Genomic DNA, 18,403 nt, shown 5'->3' on the forward strand with positions numbered 1-18,403 from the left:
GATTCTCATCGCTTTAAACATGCAAAAAGAGAGAACCAATCTGATTCTCTCTCGCTGCTGATTATAAGTCAACCCACTACAGTTGACGAAGAGCCCAAAAAAGAACCTGGAAAACCAGATTCTTTTAATTACTATTAGTCAAGATGAGAGGTAAGCTTATCTTGAACCAACATTAATACGGTTAATCGCACGTTGAAGGGCAACTTGAGCACGACGCACTTGGTCGATATTGTCAGCGGCTTGCTGTGCTTCTTCAAGCTCACGTTCGGCACGCAACTTGGCACGTTCGGCACGACTGACATCAATATCACGTTCACGCTCCGCAGAATCTGCAACGATCGTGACATGATTGTTTTTCACTTCAATAATACCACCATTAACTGCAACCCAGTCCACGTGATTATCATCGTCTATACGGCGAATTTTCATCTCATGAACTTCAAGAGCAGCAATGATGTTAACGTGACCTGGCAAAATACCGATTTCACCATCTTTTGTCCCTGCTAAAATATATTTAGCATGGTGGTCATATTTAATACCGTCAGGTGTTACGATTTGTACAGTCATTTCTGCCATATCATCACCTCATTAGTAGCCAAGGTTTTTAGCTTTTTCAACGACATCCTCGATTGGGCCTACGCTACGGAAGGCATCTTCTGGAAGATGGTCATATTTTCCTTCAAGAATTTCTTTGAAGCCACGTACTGTTTCAGCAACTGGAACATATGAACCTGGTTGACCTGTAAATTGCTCCGCAACGTTAAAGTTTTGTGAAAGGAAGAATTGGATACGACGTGCACGTCCAACCAATGTTTTTTCTTCATCAGACAATTCATCCATACCAAGGATAGCAATGATGTCTTGCAATTCACGGTAACGTTGAAGGACACGTTGAACCTCTGTCGCAACAGCATAGTGTTCTTCACCAACAATTTCAGGTGAGAGGGCACGAGAGCTTGATGCCAATGGGTCAACGGCTGGGTAGATACCCATTTGAGTCAACTTACGTTCAAGGTTTGTTGTCGAATCCAAGTGAGCGAAAGCTGTTGCTGGCGCTGGGTCAGTGTAGTCATCGGCTGGTACGTAGATGGCTTGGATTGATGTAACAGAACCTTTTTTAGTTGATGTGATACGTTCTTGCAATTGACCCATTTCAGTCGCAAGTGTTGGTTGGTAACCAACGGCAGAAGGCATACGACCAAGAAGGGCTGAAACTTCCGAACCTGCTTGTGTGAAACGGAAGATGTTATCGATGAAAAGAAGCACGTCTTGACCTTCCACATCACGGAAGTATTCAGCGATGGTCAAACCAGTAAGGGCTACACGCATACGTGCTCCAGGTGGCTCATTCATCTGACCGAATACCATGGCTGTTTTCTCAATAACGCCTGATTCTTTCATTTCCCAGTAAAGGTCATTACCTTCACGTGTACGTTCCCCAACACCGGTAAATACTGAAATACCACCGTGTTCTTGGGCAATATTGTGAATCAATTCTTGGATAAGAACGGTCTTACCAACACCGGCACCACCGAAAAGTCCAACTTTACCACCTTTAAGGTAAGGGGCAAGAAGGTCAATAACCTTGATACCTGTTTCAAGGATTTCAGTTGATGTTGATAATTCATCGAAGCTTGGTGCTTTTTTATGAATTGGTTCACGCTCTGCATCCTCAGCGAAAGGCTCTTCAAGGTCGATAGCATCACCTAGAACATTGAAAACACGTCCTAAAGTATCTTTACCAACTGGTACTGAGATTGGACGACCTGTATCAAGCACTTCAAGACCACGTGTCAACCCATCTGTAGATTCCATGGCAATCGTACGAACGACACCATCACCAAGTTCAAGAGCTACTTCCAAAACGATTTTTTGAGTTTTATCCTTGTCTTTATAGACGACAAGGGCATTATTAATCTCAGGAAGTTGATCGCCTGTTTCAAATCGAACATCGACAACAGGACCGACAACCTGAGCAATTTTGCCTGAGCTCATGTTTTTCTCCTTTATATAAGTTACAAAAGTCTTATCCGACTTTTACTTTACCTCTATTCAAGTGCTGAAGCACCTGCTACGATTTCTGTAATTTCTTGCGTAATCGCTGCTTGACGTGCACGGTTATATTGAATAGTTAAATCATTGATAACATTTTTAGCATTGTCTGTTGCTGTCTGCATAGCACTCATTCCCGCAGCATGCTCTGCAGTCTTGGCATCAATAATGGCACCGTAAATCAAACTTTCAGTATATTGTGGCAACAATTGCTCAAGAATGGTCTCACGGTTAGGTTCTAATTCAAAGCCAGTGACACCTTCTTCAGCTGCTTCTGAAGCATCAAGTTCAGTAATTGGCAACATTTGTTGAACACGAACTTGACTAGTCAAACTGTTTACATGGTGGTTATAACAAACGTATAACTCATCAAAAATTTCATTTTGATACATATCAACAGCCTTTGAAATGATTTTACCAACTTGTTCGAAGCTTGGTTGATCATCCAAGCCACGCAATTCAAAAGCAACATCAATACCACGAGCCTTGAAAAAGTCTGAACCCATACCACCAATTGAAATAATTTCAAAACTATCTTTATTAGGATGGTATTCTTTGATAAGGTCCATAACCGATTTCAGAATAGTTGAGTTATAACCACCAACCAGACCTTTATCGGATGTAATTACAATATAACCCGTCTTCTTAACAGGACGTGAAATCAACATAGGGTTTGATGACCCTGAAGTTAACTCAGTCTTCAACAAATCAGTTGTAATTTGACGAATTTTGGCAGCATAAATTTGAAAGTCTTTAGCTGATTGCTCAGATTTCGTCAATTTTGCCGCTGAAACCATTTGCATAGCTCCAGTAATCTGACTTGTTTTCTTCGTTGACGCAATTTTGGCTTTAATTTCACTAAGAGAGCCTGCCATATCACACCCTCCTCTTAGTTAAATTGTGATTGATCTTTAAACTCTTGAATGGCAGCATCAAGCACTGACTCTTCAGGAAGATCTTTTGTTGTACGAATCGTTTCGAAAATCTCAGCATGCTGAGCATCAAAGTAATCATACAAGGCTTCTTCAAATGCCAAAATATCTTCTACAGGAACACTATCAAGGAAACCGTGTGTAAGAGCATACAAAATCACAACTTGTTTTTCAACAGGAAGTGGTTTATGAAGAGGTTGTTTAAGAACCTCAACTGTACGACGACCACGGTTCAATTTCGCTTGAGTTGCTGCATCAAGATCTGAACCAAACTGCGTAAAGGCTTCAAGTTCACGATAGGATGCTAGGTCTAGACGTAAAGTACCAGCAACTTTTTTCATCGCTTTGATTTGGGCAGAACCACCAACACGTGATACTGAAGAACCCGCATCGATGGCTGGACGGATACCTGAGTTGAAGAGGTTTTCTTGCAAGAAGATTTGTCCATCTGTGATTGAGATCACGTTAGTTGCGATATAAGCTGAGATGTCACCTGCCTGAGTTTCGATAAATGGTAAAGCTGTAATTGAGCCTCCACCAAGAGCATCAGAAACTTTAGCTGAACGTTCCAAAAGACGTGAGTGAAGGTAGAAAACATCACCTGGGTAGGCTTCACGTCCTGGAGGACGACGAAGAAGCAATGATAATTCACGATAAGCTACCGCTTGTTTTGATAAATCATCATAGACAATCAAAACGTGTTTTCCGTTATACATAAATTCTTCAGCCATTGCGACACCAGCATAAGGAGCGATGTAAAGTAATGGAGAAGGTTGTGATGCAGATGCTGTCACAACGATTGTATAATCAAGAGCTCCATATTTACGGAGTGTTTCTACTTGTGTACGAACTGTTGATTCTTTTTGTCCGATAGCAACATAGATACAAATCATATCTTGACCTTTTTGGTTCAAGATAGCATCAATGGCAACAGATGTTTTACCTGTTTGACGGTCACCGATAATCAACTCACGTTGACCACGACCAATTGGAACCAAAGCATCAATGGCTTTAAGACCAGTTTGAAGCGGTTCTGAGACAGATTTACGTTGCATAACACCTGGTGCAGGTGTTTCAACTGGGCGAGTTGAAGTAGTTGCAATATCTCCAAGTCCATCAACTGGTTGTCCAAGTGGGTTTACCACACGACCAATCAAAGCTTCACCAACTGGTACTTCCATAATTTTACCAGTACGTTTTACGACATCACCTTCACGAATAGAATCAAACTCACCTAGGATAATGATACCGACATCATTTGACTCCAAGTTTTGAGCCATACCATAGGCACCGTTTGAAAATTCAAGAAGTTCACCACTCATGGCATTATCAAGACCACGAGCACGAGCGATACCATCACCGATGTAAGTGACTACACCAGTTTCTGTGACGTCAAAATTTGGCTGGAAGTTTTCAATTTGCTTTTTAATTAAAGCGCTAATTTCTTGTGCGTTAATTGCCAAAAGTCACACCACTTTCTATTTCAAATTCATTTTCAATTGTTGTAATTGAGTTTTCAAGCTGGTATCAATGATTTTATTTTGTGTTTTAATAACAAATCCACCAAGGATACCTTCATCAACGTGTTCAACCAATTCGCGTGTCTTAACAGCAAATTTACGTGCAACGACATTTGAAATACGCTCTTTTTGATCAGCTGTCAAAGGGATTGCTGTAGTCACTTCCACAACATAAGTTCCGGTGACACGATCAAGGCGTTCTTTGACATCTCTAAGAATTGCCTCAATTAAGGCTTCTCTTTCATTCTGTAAAATTACCTCAAGAAAATTCTTCAAATAAGCTGAACAAAACTCTTGAAGCAACCTAACAGTTGCTAGCTTATCCTCACGACTATATGAGTCTTGACTAAGTAGCGTCGTTAAATGTGTTTCTGTAAAAATCGCTAACAGTTGAGTAATTTCCTCATAGATATCAGACACTGCATCTTGTTCAACAGCAACCTCTGCTAAACTCTTAGCATATTGCTCAATGAGAGCGAGTGTTTTTTTATCCATTAGGCGTCTCCCAATTTGTTAAGATAGCTATCAATCAGTTCACTTTGTGAATCTGGATTGAGGTTTTTTGCAATCATTTTTTCTGCTAAGAGTACTGTTAAATCAGCAACTTCACCTTTCACACTTGAAAGTGCTTCTGATTTACTCAAAGCAATTTCTTGATTAGCTTTTTCTTTTAGACGGCTTGCTTCTTCACGAGCTTCCGCAATAATTTTAGTTTCTTGAACTTTACCAGTTTCCTTTGCATCTTCAATAATTTGACTTGCTTCGGCACGAGCACCAGAAAGTTCTGTTTCACGTTTAGCAGCTAACTCTTCCGCTTTTTGACGAGCTACTTCTGCTCCATCAATATCATCAGCAATTTTTTGAGCACGCGCTTCAAAGATTCCTGTGATTTGATCCCATGCGAAGATTCGAATGAGAACATACAAAAGAATAACTGATCCAGTAGTGATAATAAGATTACCAAGACTTGTACTATTAATAAGTGTAGACATGGGTCATAACTCCTTTCTTATTCCTCTTCTTCGCAGACTTTTTCACCAATATATTTTGATGAAAGAATCGTGAATACGTAAGCTTGAATACAACCGATGAAGGCTGAGAATGCTGTCCAGGCCATGTTCAATACAAAACCTGCTGGGCCTCCAACGAGACCAGAATGACCAACACTTACAATCAAGCTCATCACAATCTCACCCGCATAGATATTACCGTAAAGACGAAGTGCTAGAGAAATCAAGTTTGTAAATTGCTCTAGAATGTTCATTGGTAACATAGCTGGATAAGGTGTCAAATAACTTTTTAGATACTCAACAATACCATTTTTACGAATACCTTCAAAATGCACTACAACCGCAATGATTAAAGATAAGGTAAAGTCAACCATGAAATTTGACGTTGGTGATGTCCAAAAATTATGTTCTTCTGATTCTAACTTAATCAAAAGTCCAAGGTTATTGGCTACCAAGATGAAGAAGAAAAAAGTAAACATGAGTAAGCTATAGTTCTTAGTATACTCACCTAAATTAGGTTTGATAGTATTTTGTACGAACTCATAGATATACTCAATAAATGTCTGCTTACCTTTTGGTTTAATTGCCATCTTACGGCTTGTCCAAAAGATAATGCCAAAGGCAATCAGTACAGTCAAGAGAGACATAACGAGAATGGTCAAATCAAACTCAATGCCCAAAAAATGAACTGTTGGATTTGTAGTAGTTTCCAACTGACTCCCTCCTTCCTCTAACTTTAGTTAGATACTCTTGCTACTATTTTGTTGTAACAAAGAATGTACATGCAAGAAGGACGAAGAAAGTACCCTCGATAAAGGCAACACCCAAGAACATGAGCGTTTGGAATTTACTGAACATCTCTGGTTGACGAGCTGAAGATTGTGCAATATTTGCAACTAGAATACCTTCACCGATAGAGACACCCATAACGGCAATACCAAGCGCTAAAATAGCTAAATTCAACATAAGAATTCTCCTTTTAAATTTTTTACTTCTACAGTTTAGACCTATTTTTTTTGAAAGTCAACGCATTTTTAGAAATGGTGGCGTTTTCTTTATCTTTTTTTTAACCTTTTTTGACCTTTAGTGAAACCTTATTTTCATTATTATTTAAATAGGAAAACAAGTTCTATTTTTACTAAACATTAGAAAATAATAAGATAAACTATCTTAAAAAAATGACCACTTCTTACACCTCCTGCTCAAAAAAACGAACAACAGTTAATGTTGTTCATTTTTTGATTGCAATATTTAGTTCTAAAATCCCTAATCGATGCTATACAATAGTTTTTCAAGATTTAGCTAGTATAGCTTATTAGACAGTTTGATTACTCGTTTTTAGTCAACTGCCAAATATCTTCAGCATATTCTGTAATAGTGTCATCAGAAGTGAATTTATGCGACTTAGCAATATTCATAAGACTCATACGTGCCCATAGCTTTTGGTCACGGTAAAGAGCATCAATCTTCTCTTGAGCCGCTACATAAGCAGAGAAGTCTTCCAAAAGGAAATACTCGTCATTATGTGTGATAAGTGACTCATAAATCTCTGTCCCTTCACTTTGAGCATTTGGAATTGTTCCGTTAACAAAGCTATCAACGACTCGACGAATAGTCGGATTGCTTTCATAGATGCCACGAGCATAGTAATCATGATTTTCATAGTGGCTATAAACAGCATCCTTATCCATACCAAAGATAATGATATTGTCATCCCCAACTTCATCTTTGATTTCGATATTGGCACCATCAAGGGTAGCTAGAGTAATTGCTCCAGTCATCATAAATTTCATATTTGATGTTCCAGAAGCCTCTTTTGACGCAAGTGATATCTGCTCAGACACATCTGCAGCTGGAATAATAAGCTCTGCCAAAGATACCCTATAATTTTCAAGGAACACGACTTTGAGCTTACCTTGTAAACTGCTGTCGTTGTTAACCACATTTGCAATTTCATTAATTAGTTTAATCACGGATTTTGCGAAATGGTATCCTGGTGCAGCTTTTGCTCCAAAAATGAAGACACGAGGTACCATATCTTTGTCAGGATTTTCCTTAAGATCAAGATAGAGTTTCAAAATATGAAGAACATTTAGAAGTTGACGTTTGTAAGCATGGAGTCGCTTAACTTGAACATCAAAAATAGCATCCGTCGATACTTCGATACCCGTCGTTTCTCTGATATAACGTGCTAGGCGCTCTTTAGCAACCTTTTTAACCTGATAAAAATGGTCTAGAACAGTATCATCATTCGCAAATTCTACCAATCTGTCAAGTTGATGAATATCCTTTCGCCAGTCTTTTCCAATAGTCTCATCCAAAGCCTGAGAAAGCTCTGGAGCAGCTATTTGTGTCCAACGACGTTGAACGATACCATTGGTTTTATTGTTAAACTTCTCAGGATAAAGGGTATAAAAATCATGCAAGGTATCTTCTTTCAACAGATCTGTGTGCAGTTTAGCAACTCCATTGACTGAGTGACCACCGATAATTGCTAGATTAGCCATGTGAATTTGATTGTCTTTGACAATACGTGTTCGCTCAATTAAACCTGAGTCATAGCCTTGTTTTGCCAGATTAGAAACGAAGCGATGATCAATCTCAAGAATAACCTGGTAAACCCTAGGTAGAACTTTTTTAAAGAGCTCTGCATCCCATTTTTCCAGCGCTTCTGACAAAATAGTATGGTTCGTGTAAGACATGGTCTGAACCGTTGTTTCCCAAGCAGCATCCCAAGTTAGACCATAATCATCCAATAAGATACGCATAAATTCTGCTGGTGCTACTGCAGGGTGGGTATCGTTGATATGAACAGATACTTTTTCGTGGATATTCTCTAGAGGCAAGCCTTGTTTTAGATAAGATTTAACAATGGTTTGAAGACCTGCACTTGTCATAAAATACTCTTGAATCAAACGCAACTGTTTGCCTTCATAATTACTATCATCTGGATAAAGAACTGCTGTAATATCCTGAACACGGCGACGATCTTCAATCGTTGGGTAATCTAGTTCATAGGCTTCTGGAATCTCAACATCCCAAAGTCGAAGGTTGTTAATAACTCCATTCTCAAAACCAATCTGTGGTACATCATAAGGAACCGCATGAAGGAGTTGAGCATTATGGTAAACAGGGACAATACGACCTTCTTGGTCAGCTTGAAGGTAAACGTCACCGAAAAGCTTTACATCAACTATATCATGGTCTTTGCGTGTCTCCCAGACATTACCAATAGAACCAAACCAAGAATCGGGTAATTCAACTTGATAACCATCAACAATACGCTGCTTAAAAAGCCCATACTGATAGCGGAGCCCATTTCCAAAACCAGGGTAGCCAGTCGTTGCAAGTGAGTCCATAAAGGCAGCTGCCAAACGGCCCAAGCCCCCATTTCCAAGAGCCATATCATGTTCTGCTTCAACTACCTCTTGAAAATCGACATTCAGTTCTTCAAAACTTTCTTTCACTAAATCTAAGATACCTAGATTAAGGAGGTTAGTTTCCAACATACGACCTGGTAAAAATTCAATAGAAAAGTAATAGGCTACTTTTTCCTTATTTTCTGAAAGTTTATGATTTCTGTCAATCCAGGTATCGGTATAATAACGACGAATGAGTTTAGCTAGTGTCGTAAACAGTTCTGCTGGTGTTGCACGAGCTACTTTAATCAATTGCTCCTCGTGAAGTGTATCCTTAAAATCTCGGATAAATTGTTCTTTGCTTAACTGTTCTAAGTTCATGAGTTTCCTTTCTGAAATCATTTGAATATTACGATAATTATAATCCTAAATAATCAACTTATCTCCCTGAAATAAGTTGATCTTTGTTTGATAAAGTTAAAGCGATTGATAGAGCTTATCATACGCGAGACTAGCTGTATCCCACGAAAAATCTCTAGTCATGGCATTTCTTTGCAACTGCTTCCAGCCTTCTTGATGATGATAGTAGGTATCCAAAGCACTTTCTAGCGTCTTAGTCATCCAGTAGCCTGAGAAATGATCAAAGCTAAATCCTGTGCCTGTTTGCGTTACTGAGTTATAGGCTTCAACAGTATCTCGAAGACCTCCAACTTCTGAAACAACAGGCAAGGTACCATATCGCATCGCCATCATCTGAGACAAGCCACAAGGCTCAAAGGCTGATGGCATAAGGAAAATATCACAGGCTGCATAAATTTGCTGAGCCAATGCCAAATCAAAGGTAATATTAGCTGATAGTTTATCTGGGTATTGGCTTGCAAACCATGAGAAGGCATTTTCATAATCAGCATAGCCTGTTCCTAAAAGAACAATTTGTAGGTCATACTGCAAAATATGATGCAACTCATTGACCACTAAATCAAAACCTTTTTGATCTGTCAAACGTGAGACAATCCCAATCACTGGTACATCTGACCGAACTGGTAACCCTAGGGATTCTTGAAGCGCTTGTTTATTTTTTGCTTTTCCTGATAAATCTGTCACTGAAAAATGATAAGGAATCAAGGGATCTTTCTCTGGATCTAAAAGCTCTGTATCGATACCGTTAACAATACCAGATAACTTACCTGCTTCCATTCGCATGACTTGATCTAACCCTTTACCAAATTCAGGTGTCATGATTTCACCCACATAAGATGGTGATACTGTTGTCACACGGTCTGCATAGAGAACAGCTGCCTTCATCCAGTTGAGGCAATTGTTCCAACGAAGTGTTCCATCCTCATAGCGCTCTGATCCAACTCCAAAAAGGTCACCTAACATAGCTGGATCAAACTGACCTTGAAACTCAATATTGTGGATTGTAAAAACAGTCTTAATATTTTGGTAAGCAGCAATCCAATGGTATTTTTCTTTTAGAAGATAAGGAATCATTGCTGTATGGTAATCATGTACATGAAGAACGTCTGGAATAAAATTAACTTTTTCCATCAACTCTAAGGCTGCAATCTGAAAGAAGGCAAATCGTTCTCCATCATCCCAATCACCATAAACCTTGCCACGGTAAAAATACTGCTGATTGTCAATAAAGTAAAAGGTTACCTGATCACGGACAATTTTTTTCACACCGACATACTGATGACGCCAACCAATATTGGTATAAAAAGATAGCACATCTTCGACTTGATTACCAAATTTAGCAGCAACCACATCATAATAAGGGAGAACAACAGCAACTTCATCGCCATTTTTAACCAGTGATTTTGGAAGCGCCCCTATCACATCTCCCAAACCACCTGTTTTAGCAAAAGGTGCTCCTTCTGCTGCTACAAACATGATTTTCATTGAATAATATCTCCAGTAATTTTTTGACCCTTGCCAATAACAAGTGGGTTATCAGGACTCCCTTTTAAAGTAACACCTTCAGGAATGGCTACTCCCTTATCAATAATAGCATAGGCAATACTAGCACCTTTGCCCACAGACACTTTAGGGAAGAGAACGGACTTGTAGACCTTACTCTCTTCATGAACCTGACATGACCGTGATACAATGGAATGCTCAACTTGTCCTTGAATAACAGAACCAGATGCAAATTGTGAATTTTTTACAATGGACTCTGTTGCAAAATAGGTTGATTCTTCATTTTTGACCTTGGTATAAACTTTTTGATTACCATAAAAGAGTGCGTAAAATTTTTGAGGGTCTAACATATCCATATTAGCTTTATAGTAAGAATCTACCGAGCAAATGTTAGAAAGGTAGCCTGTATGTTCAAAAGCAAGAGCTCCATCTGTCAAAATGAGCTCACGGAGAAGATGACGGATTTTACGTGGATTTTCCTTGCTTGCTTCCTCCTCCATCTTAGTAATCAGCCAAGAAGTATTGACAACGTAAATATCCGCAGACATTGGTACAGGCTCATCAGTTTTATCAATGTCTGCTTTGCCAACAACAGCATCCGTCTCATCAACTGCTAAGAGTTCGTTGGCAGGAGAACAATCAGCCTTCAACATCTTCTTATAGACAACTGTTATCTGACGCTTGTTGGCATTGTGAAGATGGATAACTTGTTGTAGATTGATATTACACAAAATATCACAAGACATATAGATTGTTTGATCTGAACCTGAGCGTTTGAGGTAATTAAGAATTTGCTCGTAGTAATCCGCATCAACAAATTCACTCTCATCGCTGGTATTGTAAAAACCTAAGAAGTAATGGCTAAGCAAGGTATTCAATCCCCACTCACGCCCTGAGCGAATATGGTCAAAGACAGAACGGATATTTTGCCCACGAAAAATACCATAGATGCTACGGACACCAGCATTAGCCAAGCTAGATAGCTGAAAATCAATCAGACGATATTTGCCATCAAATGGGAGACTTGCTAGCGGTCTATTAGCGGTCAAGGCACCCATATCTGGATAACCAACAGTATTTCCTAAAATTGCAGTATATTTATCACTCTTCATCTGTCAACCCCACTACTTCATCATATCCAACAACTTGAACGTCCTCTGCTCCATCAATAAGAACGTTTTCGCCAATTACAGCACCCTCTCCAATAATAGCGCGATAAATCTTGGCTCCAGACTTAATCGTTACACCACTCATAATGAAGCTATCCTTAACTTCGGCTCCTTGCTCTACTTTGACATTTGTTGATAAGATGGAATGGTCAATCTTACCAGCAACGTAGCAGCCATCAACAACAAGAGAATCGTTAACATCAGCTTCTTCAGTGATAAAATTAGGTGGCGTAATCAGATTTTTAGAATAGATTTTCCATGAACGATCACGGCTATTAAGTGCATTATCAATAGCGATGTATTCCATGTTTGCCTCCCAAAGAGACTCAATCGTTCCAACATCTTTCCAATAACCTGCAAAGTTGTAGGTATAAACAGGCTCTCCTTGTTCAAGATAGGCTGGAATAACATGTTGCCCAAAGTCTGACATATCAATATTATTTTTCTCAGCATCAACCAACATGTTACGTAATTTTTGCCAATTAAAGATGTAAATCCCCATAGAAGCTTTGGTTGATTTTGGATGTTCTGGCTTCTCTTCAAACTCTACGATACGATCATTTGAGTCAGTATTCATGATACCAAAACGACTGGCTTCTTTTAGAGGAACGTCAATGACCGCTACTGTCAAACTAGCCATATTATCCTTATGAGTTTGAAGCATATCATCATAGTCCATCTTATAGATATGGTCCCCAGATAAAATAAGAACATATTCAGGATTAATACTATCAATATAATCGATGTTTTGATAGATAGCGTGGCTTGTCCCTAAAAACCAGCGGTTTCCTTCCGTTGCAGAATAAGGTTGTAAAATAGTCGCTCCGCTATTTATCCCATCCAATCCCCATGAAGATCCGTTTCCGATATGGCTATTTAGAGCCAAAGGCTGATACTGTGTAATCACTCCGACATTTGTTATCCCTGAGTTTGCACAATTTGACAATGCAAAATCAATGATACGATATCGTCCTCCAAATTGCACAGCTGGTTTCGCAATGCTTTGCGTTAGTTTTCCAAGACGTGTTCCTTGCCCTCCTGCAAGGATGAGTGCCAACATTTCATTTTTCATCTACAGTTTCCTCCCCAATAGATAACTGATTGTAAGTTAATCTTTTGATTTGCTTACCTACGGCTTTTTCTTTTTAATACGACGCTTCACTTTCCAGATACTTGCTCCCATGGCTGGTAGGGTAAAGGTCAGGGTCTGCTCATAGTCTCGCCATTCACCCAACTCTGTTTTCGTCTCTGGATTATTTTCCTTCCAAACACCTCCAAATTCTTCTCGCTCTGTATTTAATATTTCCTCATAGATCCCAAATACTGGAACCCCAATCGTAAACGCCCTCCTTTCAACAGGTGTCATGTTAAAGACACAAAGCAAGATCTCACCTTTGTCCGATTTTCGAACGAAGGACAACACTGTCTGAGACTTGTTATCAGCATCAATGATCTCTAAACCATCAAAGGAATCGTCAATCTGCCAAAGCGCCTTATGTTCCTTATAGAAGCGATTAAGTTGGCTTGAAAAGTACTGCATCTTGGCGTTCATACTATCGTTAAGATTGGACCACTCTAATTGTTCGCTGTACTTCCATTCTAAAAACTGACCAAACTCCGATCCCATAAAAAGTAACTTCTTGCCGGGGTGGCAAATTTGATAGGTATAAAGATTTCTAAGACCTGCAAACTGATTGTAACGATCTCCCCACATCTTATGCATCATACTCTTTTTCCCATGAACCACCTCGTCGTGTGAAAAAGGAAGAATAAATTGCTCATTAAAGGCATACATGAAACTAAAGGTTACCAGATTGTAGTCATACTGGCGATATATAGGATCTTTTTCATAGAATCGTAAGATGTCATTCATCCAGCCCATATTCCACTTATAATCAAATCCCAACCCACCATCTGCAACTGATTGTGTAATCGGTGTGGCAGCAGTTGATTCCTCAGCAATCATCATCACATCTGAGTGATAAGACTTCACAATTTGATTTAATTTTTGTAAAAAATGATAGCCCTCTAGATTACGATTACCGCCATCTTTATTTGGAACCCAAGGTCCATCATCATAATCCAAGTAGAGCATATTTGACACAGCATCTACACGTATACCATCCAGGTGGTATTCCTCTATCCAGAATAAAGCACTGGAAATCAAGAAGGACTGAACTTGATTTTTCCCTAAATCAAAATTGAGGGCTCCCCATCGATAATTATGAGCACGATCATGATCTTGGTATTCAAAGGTAGGCGTCCCATCAAAATAAGCTAGGGCATCATCATTTTGTGTGTAGTGTCCAGGGACCCAATCCACAATAACACCTATATTTTCCTTGTGACAGGCATCCACAAAAGCCTTTAAATCATCAGGTTGACCATAGGTATGCTCCAAGGCAAAGTAGCCCATCACTTGATAGCCCCAACTCATATCCAAAGGATGAGCCATTAGAGGCATAAACTCAACATGAGTATAATTCATCTTGACCAAATAGGGAATAAGCTCTTCTTTTAGCTCTTTAAAGGTATAAGGACTGCCATCTTCTTTTTGTTTCCAAGACGAACTGTGAACTTCATAAATATTAACAGGTCGTTTTTTAAACCCTAAACGCTTGCGACGTCCTAACCATAGCTGATCACTCCACTGATAGTCTGAATGTGAAGTCACTACAGCTGCTGTCCCAGGACGTCTCTCAAAATAAATCGCTAAAGGATCAATCTTCTCAATAACCTGACCACCACTTCTAGTAATCAAGTATTTATAAAGCTGACCCTCCTGAGCTAAGTCGGTATCGACCTCCCAGATACCAGCTTGATTTCGTTGCATTTCTACTGGATTAGCTCTCCAGTCCGTAAACTCTCCAATCAATTGAACCTTCTCTGCATGAGGGGCCCAAACCCTGAAACTGAACCCCTTCTCTCCATCCAAAGGGTGCACTCCCAAATAATGTTGAACACGGTAATTTTCTCCAGTACCAAAAGTGTACACTTGCTCTTCTAACGTCATGTGATCACCTGCTTCTCCTAAAACCGTTTCCAAAAATTGAATTTTCAGAAAAATAAATGTAAATAAAAAAAGTAACCCAAACGTCTGTTTAGATTACTCGGTTGTCAATGAACTTAACATAAACTTTTAATGTAAGCGTTGTATTTTCTTCATTATATCACATTTTTCTTGTTAAGTCATTCGTTTTTCATAATTTTTCGATAGATTTTTCGATATTATTGAAAATAATATTCGTGTTTTTTTCATCTTGATAATTCAAAGAGACCAGCCCAGTGCCACTATCACATGAAGCTATCGTGATGGTGTCTTCTATAGCTGCATAGCTTTTGTTTGAAAATAAAGGATTGTGCTTTTTCATCTCAATCCATTCTGAAACTTGATTGAGCATATCGTTTTCATCAGAAACTCTAGTCCAATCAATGGCGTTAACAGCATCCGAGGCATTGTAACTATTCATTGCAGCAAGTAAGTCAGATTCAGTTACCTGATTTTCTGGTCCTGTGGCTACTATTTTTGTTCTCATGAATTCTTGACCAATCTGCATGAAAGCCATTCCTTGCATCATCAGATTTAAGCCAGTTGCCAGTAAGACCCTTTTTCGATGACTGTCTGTATCATCCGCTGGATGCAGAATCTGCAACAGATCACTGAGGTTATAGTTATCATGCGCCTCGATATAATTGACGACTTGACTTGGTGCCAAGTAGGAAGAAAAAGAACGACTTCCTAATAAGGATTGCCCAATTTCCCACTCTAATGGTGCCCCCGAAACAAAGCCTGCCTTAAGATGACCATAGACTTCTGCTCCCTTGACAGCATCACGCGCATCATCATTGAAAAATCCGATTCGAGGGAGCTGGTTGGCATTTGCTTTGATAGCCTTTTGATGTCTAGCAAGACCAGTTCCCATATCCCAGCCTTCACCATAAATGAGTAGCCTAGGGTCAAGTCTATCCAAGGCTTCTCGAATAGCTCTCATGGTTTCGACATCATGTAGCCCCATAAGGTCAAATCGAAAACCATCAACCCCATACTCCTCGGCCCAATAGAGAACAGAATCAATCATATATTTTCGAAACATTTCTTTCTCGCTGGCTGTCTCATTGCCACACCCGGAACCATCCTGAAAAGAACCATCTGTTTTCATACGGTAAAAATAGTTCGGTACAGTCAGTTGAAAAGGAGAGCTGTAAGACGAATAAGTGTGGTTATAGACAACATCCATAATAACACCTATACCAGCCTCATGATAAGCCTGAATCATTTCTTTCAACTCATGAATAGGAGCTAGGGGATTTTCTTGATCGTATGCAAACTGACGATCTGGAACATTGTAATGCTCTGGATCATAACCCCAATTGTAGGTCAGATGACCAGAGTCATCATAAACTTTATGGTGTTCAAAGACGGGTTGCAACTGAACATGAGTGTAGCCCATTTTTTTGATATGGTCAAATGCAGTACTATCCCCTTGAGCATTTTGACTCCCTGTCTGACAAGCACCCAGATAAGTCCCTCTATAAGCAGCTTCAATACCAGAGCTTTCTGATGTAGTCAAGTCTCGAAGATGCATTTCACAGATAACAGCCTGACAAGGATTATCCAATCGCCAATCAGCAAATTCTGGGGTAACTTTTTTAAAGGTCTCTGGAACCAACTCTTGATCTGACACAATCAAACTTTTCTGACCATCTAGACTAAGAACTTTTGTGTAAGGATCACAAGTATCTTGATAGAAATGCGATTCGTGGTAGATACGGTATTGATAGGCATAGCCTGACCAATCTCCTTCTAAACAGAACTGCCAAACACCCTTGGTATTCATTTCGTGATGATCAAGGTTAATCGAACTTCCTCTTTCCATTTGAAGGCATTCTATTTGATTCATTTCCTGATCAAATAACAGAAGGTCAACACGGTTAGCTAATGGGGACCATACCCTAAAGTCAGTAGCAGTTTCATGATAACGATAACCTAGCCAGCCCTGATAACCCCAATTGCGATCAAACTCAGATGCTCTAACGGCCATATCAAAAGCGGTATCACGAGGTTTAGACAGATACGGACTAGTCAGGGCTGCTTGTTTAGCATAATAAACCTGATGATCCCCTTCAACTAGCCAAATATGATTGGGAGAGTCCCCAGAAAAGCGGCGTATCTGAAAGTCCACTGTTTGTTTGGACCAATCGTCAGCCTTAACCAAAAGATGAACCGAATCTAAAAAACGATCCGAAGGATAAGTAATCTCTCCAAAAACACCGAAATCATCTTCCCCTGTAAAAGAGGCATCCTCTCCCCAATAACCATCAATCCACTTCCACATACTGATGTGACGATAGTCTCCTTGGGAGTTATGAAAATGTACTGTTAAATAATTTTCCATCGTCTTTATACCATATCTGAGCCAGATAAGCCATCTACCTCATGAGAGAATTTCTGAGCGATTTCCTCTAGGGCAAGTTCATCAGCATCAACCAAGGCAGAATCTGCAATTTCATCCACATTAGCATAAAATTCAATATGATTTTTTAAATTTTCCAATAAAATAGGAGCATCTCCACCATATTCACCATCTAGGTTAATCATCATGCGCTGGTCACTTAGAGGTTCAATCGTCATCTGACTTGTCTTAATGTACTCGATATTTTTATCGTTCATATGCTTACCACCTTGAAGCACCATACGAATAAGAGCAACAATTTCAAATAGGTTTGAGGTTTTTACTAACAAAAGAGTGAATAATCCATCGTCCAACTTGGCATCAGGGGCAATGGTTTCAAAACCGCCCACCGAATTTGTGATTGCTGCAAAAATCATAGACACTTCACCTTCAAAAACACCATCATCGTGGGTGATTTTAACAGGGACCGTCTGAATACGTGGCAGCAACTCAACCCCTTTTGCAAGATAAGCCAAATAACCAAACATGGTTTTTAATTGGCTAGGGACGCTGTAGGTTAACTCTGTGAAGGAACCTGCAGCGGCGATGTTGATAAAGTATTTTTCCCCATAGGCACGGCCAATATCTGATTTTATGGTCTGTTTTTTTCCAATAATCTTTGCAGCTTCAATAGGATTTCCTCTAGGAATTTTTAAGGCACGCGCAAAATCATTGGTTGTTCCTGTAGGAATAATCGCCATCTGAGGACGTTTTCTCAAAGGAGCAATCCCACTAACTACTTCATTAATGGTACCATCTCCACCTGCTGCGATGATTAAATCAAAGCCTGCTTCAGCCGCCCTTTTAGCTTCATTTCTGGCAGAGTGGGGTTGAGCTGTTGTTTGAAAAGCTGAGCTTTCAAATCCATAACTCTCTAAAATATCAAGAACATCTGCAACGTTTTTTTTCATAATTTCCTGACCTGAGGTTGGATTATAAATCAAACGTGCTCTTTTTTGTCTTCCCATCTTATTTTTCCTTCTAT

The 18,403-nt window shown here is 39.5% G+C and carries 15 protein-coding genes; all 15 read right to left on the minus strand.

The genetic code is table 11. The features are described from left to right. Positions 1–156: 156 nt before the first annotated feature. A complete protein-coding gene (locus tag JOC31_RS04810) occupies positions 157–576 on the minus strand; it encodes a F0F1 ATP synthase subunit epsilon (protein WP_205017033.1) in 420 nt (139 codons plus the stop codon). 12 nt (positions 577–588) lie between these two features. Beyond that, positions 589–1,995, minus strand: coding sequence for a F0F1 ATP synthase subunit beta (gene atpD, locus JOC31_RS04815; RefSeq protein WP_205017034.1), 1,407 nt, complete (start codon positions 1,993–1,995; stop codon positions 589–591). 53 nt (positions 1,996–2,048) lie between these two features. After that, positions 2,049–2,927: a F0F1 ATP synthase subunit gamma gene (locus tag JOC31_RS04820; protein WP_205017035.1), complete on the minus strand. Its 879-nt coding sequence runs from the start codon at positions 2,925–2,927 to the stop codon at positions 2,049–2,051. 14 nt (positions 2,928–2,941) lie between these two features. Continuing rightward, positions 2,942–4,447, minus strand: coding sequence for a F0F1 ATP synthase subunit alpha (gene atpA, locus JOC31_RS04825; RefSeq protein ID WP_205017036.1), 1,506 nt, complete (start codon positions 4,445–4,447; stop codon positions 2,942–2,944). A 15-nt stretch (positions 4,448–4,462) separates the two neighbouring features. Further along, a complete protein-coding gene (locus JOC31_RS04830) occupies positions 4,463–4,999 on the minus strand; it encodes a F0F1 ATP synthase subunit delta (protein WP_205017037.1) in 537 nt (178 codons plus the stop codon). Beyond that, complete coding sequence (gene atpF / locus JOC31_RS04835; RefSeq protein ID WP_205017038.1) at positions 4,999–5,496, minus strand: F0F1 ATP synthase subunit B; 498 nt, start codon at positions 5,494–5,496, stop codon at positions 4,999–5,001. Before atpF ends, JOC31_RS04830 begins: the two co-directional genes overlap by 1 nt. 17 nt (positions 5,497–5,513) lie before the next feature. Next, a complete protein-coding gene (atpB, locus tag JOC31_RS04840) occupies positions 5,514–6,227 on the minus strand; it encodes a F0F1 ATP synthase subunit A (protein WP_205017039.1) in 714 nt (237 codons plus the stop codon). Between the two features lie 43 nt (positions 6,228–6,270). Next, positions 6,271–6,480 (minus strand): F0F1 ATP synthase subunit C, encoded by a 210-nt coding sequence (locus tag JOC31_RS04845; protein ID WP_205017040.1) that lies wholly within the window; start codon positions 6,478–6,480, stop codon positions 6,271–6,273. Between the two features lie 362 nt (positions 6,481–6,842). Next, positions 6,843–9,254, minus strand: coding sequence for a glycogen/starch/alpha-glucan phosphorylase (locus tag JOC31_RS04850; RefSeq protein WP_205017041.1), 2,412 nt, complete (start codon positions 9,252–9,254; stop codon positions 6,843–6,845). Between the two features lie 96 nt (positions 9,255–9,350). Continuing rightward, positions 9,351–10,778, minus strand: a complete 1,428-nt coding sequence (gene glgA, locus JOC31_RS04855; RefSeq protein WP_205017042.1) for a glycogen synthase GlgA — start codon at positions 10,776–10,778, stop codon at positions 9,351–9,353. Then, positions 10,775–11,908: a glucose-1-phosphate adenylyltransferase subunit GlgD gene (gene glgD, locus JOC31_RS04860; RefSeq protein ID WP_205017043.1), complete on the minus strand. Its 1,134-nt coding sequence runs from the start codon at positions 11,906–11,908 to the stop codon at positions 10,775–10,777. The genes glgA and glgD overlap by 4 nt, the downstream gene beginning before the upstream one ends. Continuing rightward, positions 11,898–13,037 (minus strand): glucose-1-phosphate adenylyltransferase, encoded by a 1,140-nt coding sequence (locus JOC31_RS04865; RefSeq protein ID WP_205017044.1) that lies wholly within the window; start codon positions 13,035–13,037, stop codon positions 11,898–11,900. Before JOC31_RS04865 ends, glgD begins: the two co-directional genes overlap by 11 nt. 57 nt (positions 13,038–13,094) lie before the next feature. Further along, the gene (gene glgB / locus JOC31_RS04870; protein ID WP_205017045.1) at positions 13,095–14,978 is read right to left on the minus strand and encodes a 1,4-alpha-glucan branching protein GlgB; all 1,884 of its coding nucleotides are present in this window, start codon (positions 14,976–14,978) and stop codon (positions 13,095–13,097) included. Positions 14,979–15,165: 187 nt separating this feature from the next. After that, a complete protein-coding gene (gene pulA, locus JOC31_RS04875; RefSeq protein WP_205017046.1) occupies positions 15,166–17,361 on the minus strand; it encodes a type I pullulanase in 2,196 nt (731 codons plus the stop codon). Positions 17,362–17,366: 5 nt separating this feature from the next. After that, complete coding sequence (locus JOC31_RS04880; RefSeq protein ID WP_205017047.1) at positions 17,367–18,386, minus strand: diacylglycerol kinase family lipid kinase; 1,020 nt, start codon at positions 18,384–18,386, stop codon at positions 17,367–17,369. Positions 18,387–18,403: the final 17 nt, after the last annotated feature.

The sequence above is a fragment of the Streptococcus saliviloxodontae genome (assembly GCF_016908655.1).
In the GTDB taxonomy this organism is placed as follows: domain Bacteria; phylum Bacillota; class Bacilli; order Lactobacillales; family Streptococcaceae; genus Streptococcus; species Streptococcus saliviloxodontae.

Excerpts from the sequence above, each read along its gene's own strand:
- JOC31_RS04810 (WP_205017033.1), bottom strand. The coding sequence starts at position 576 with ATGGCAGAAATGACTGTACAAATCGTAACACCTGACGGTATTAAATAT.
- atpD (WP_205017034.1), bottom strand. The coding sequence starts at position 1,995 with ATGAGCTCAGGCAAAATTGCTCAGGTTGTCGGTCCTGTTGTCGATGTT.
- JOC31_RS04820 (WP_205017035.1), bottom strand. The coding sequence starts at position 2,927 with ATGGCAGGCTCTCTTAGTGAAATTAAAGCCAAAATTGCGTCAACGAAG.
- JOC31_RS04830 (WP_205017037.1), bottom strand. The coding sequence starts at position 4,999 with ATGGATAAAAAAACACTCGCTCTCATTGAGCAATATGCTAAGAGTTTA.
- atpF (WP_205017038.1), bottom strand. The coding sequence starts at position 5,496 with ATGTCTACACTTATTAATAGTACAAGTCTTGGTAATCTTATTATCACT.
- JOC31_RS04845 (WP_205017040.1), bottom strand. The coding sequence starts at position 6,480 with ATGTTGAATTTAGCTATTTTAGCGCTTGGTATTGCCGTTATGGGTGTC.
- JOC31_RS04850 (WP_205017041.1), bottom strand. The coding sequence starts at position 9,254 with ATGAACTTAGAACAGTTAAGCAAAGAACAATTTATCCGAGATTTTAAG.
- glgA (WP_205017042.1), bottom strand. The coding sequence starts at position 10,778 with ATGAAAATCATGTTTGTAGCAGCAGAAGGAGCACCTTTTGCTAAAACA.
- glgD (WP_205017043.1), bottom strand. The coding sequence starts at position 11,908 with ATGAAGAGTGATAAATATACTGCAATTTTAGGAAATACTGTTGGTTAT.
- JOC31_RS04865 (WP_205017044.1), bottom strand. The coding sequence starts at position 13,037 with ATGAAAAATGAAATGTTGGCACTCATCCTTGCAGGAGGGCAAGGAACA.
- glgB (WP_205017045.1), bottom strand. The coding sequence starts at position 14,978 with ATGACGTTAGAAGAGCAAGTGTACACTTTTGGTACTGGAGAAAATTAC.
- pulA (WP_205017046.1), bottom strand. The coding sequence starts at position 17,361 with ATGGAAAATTATTTAACAGTACATTTTCATAACTCCCAAGGAGACTAT.
- JOC31_RS04880 (WP_205017047.1), bottom strand. The coding sequence starts at position 18,386 with ATGGGAAGACAAAAAAGAGCACGTTTGATTTATAATCCAACCTCAGGT.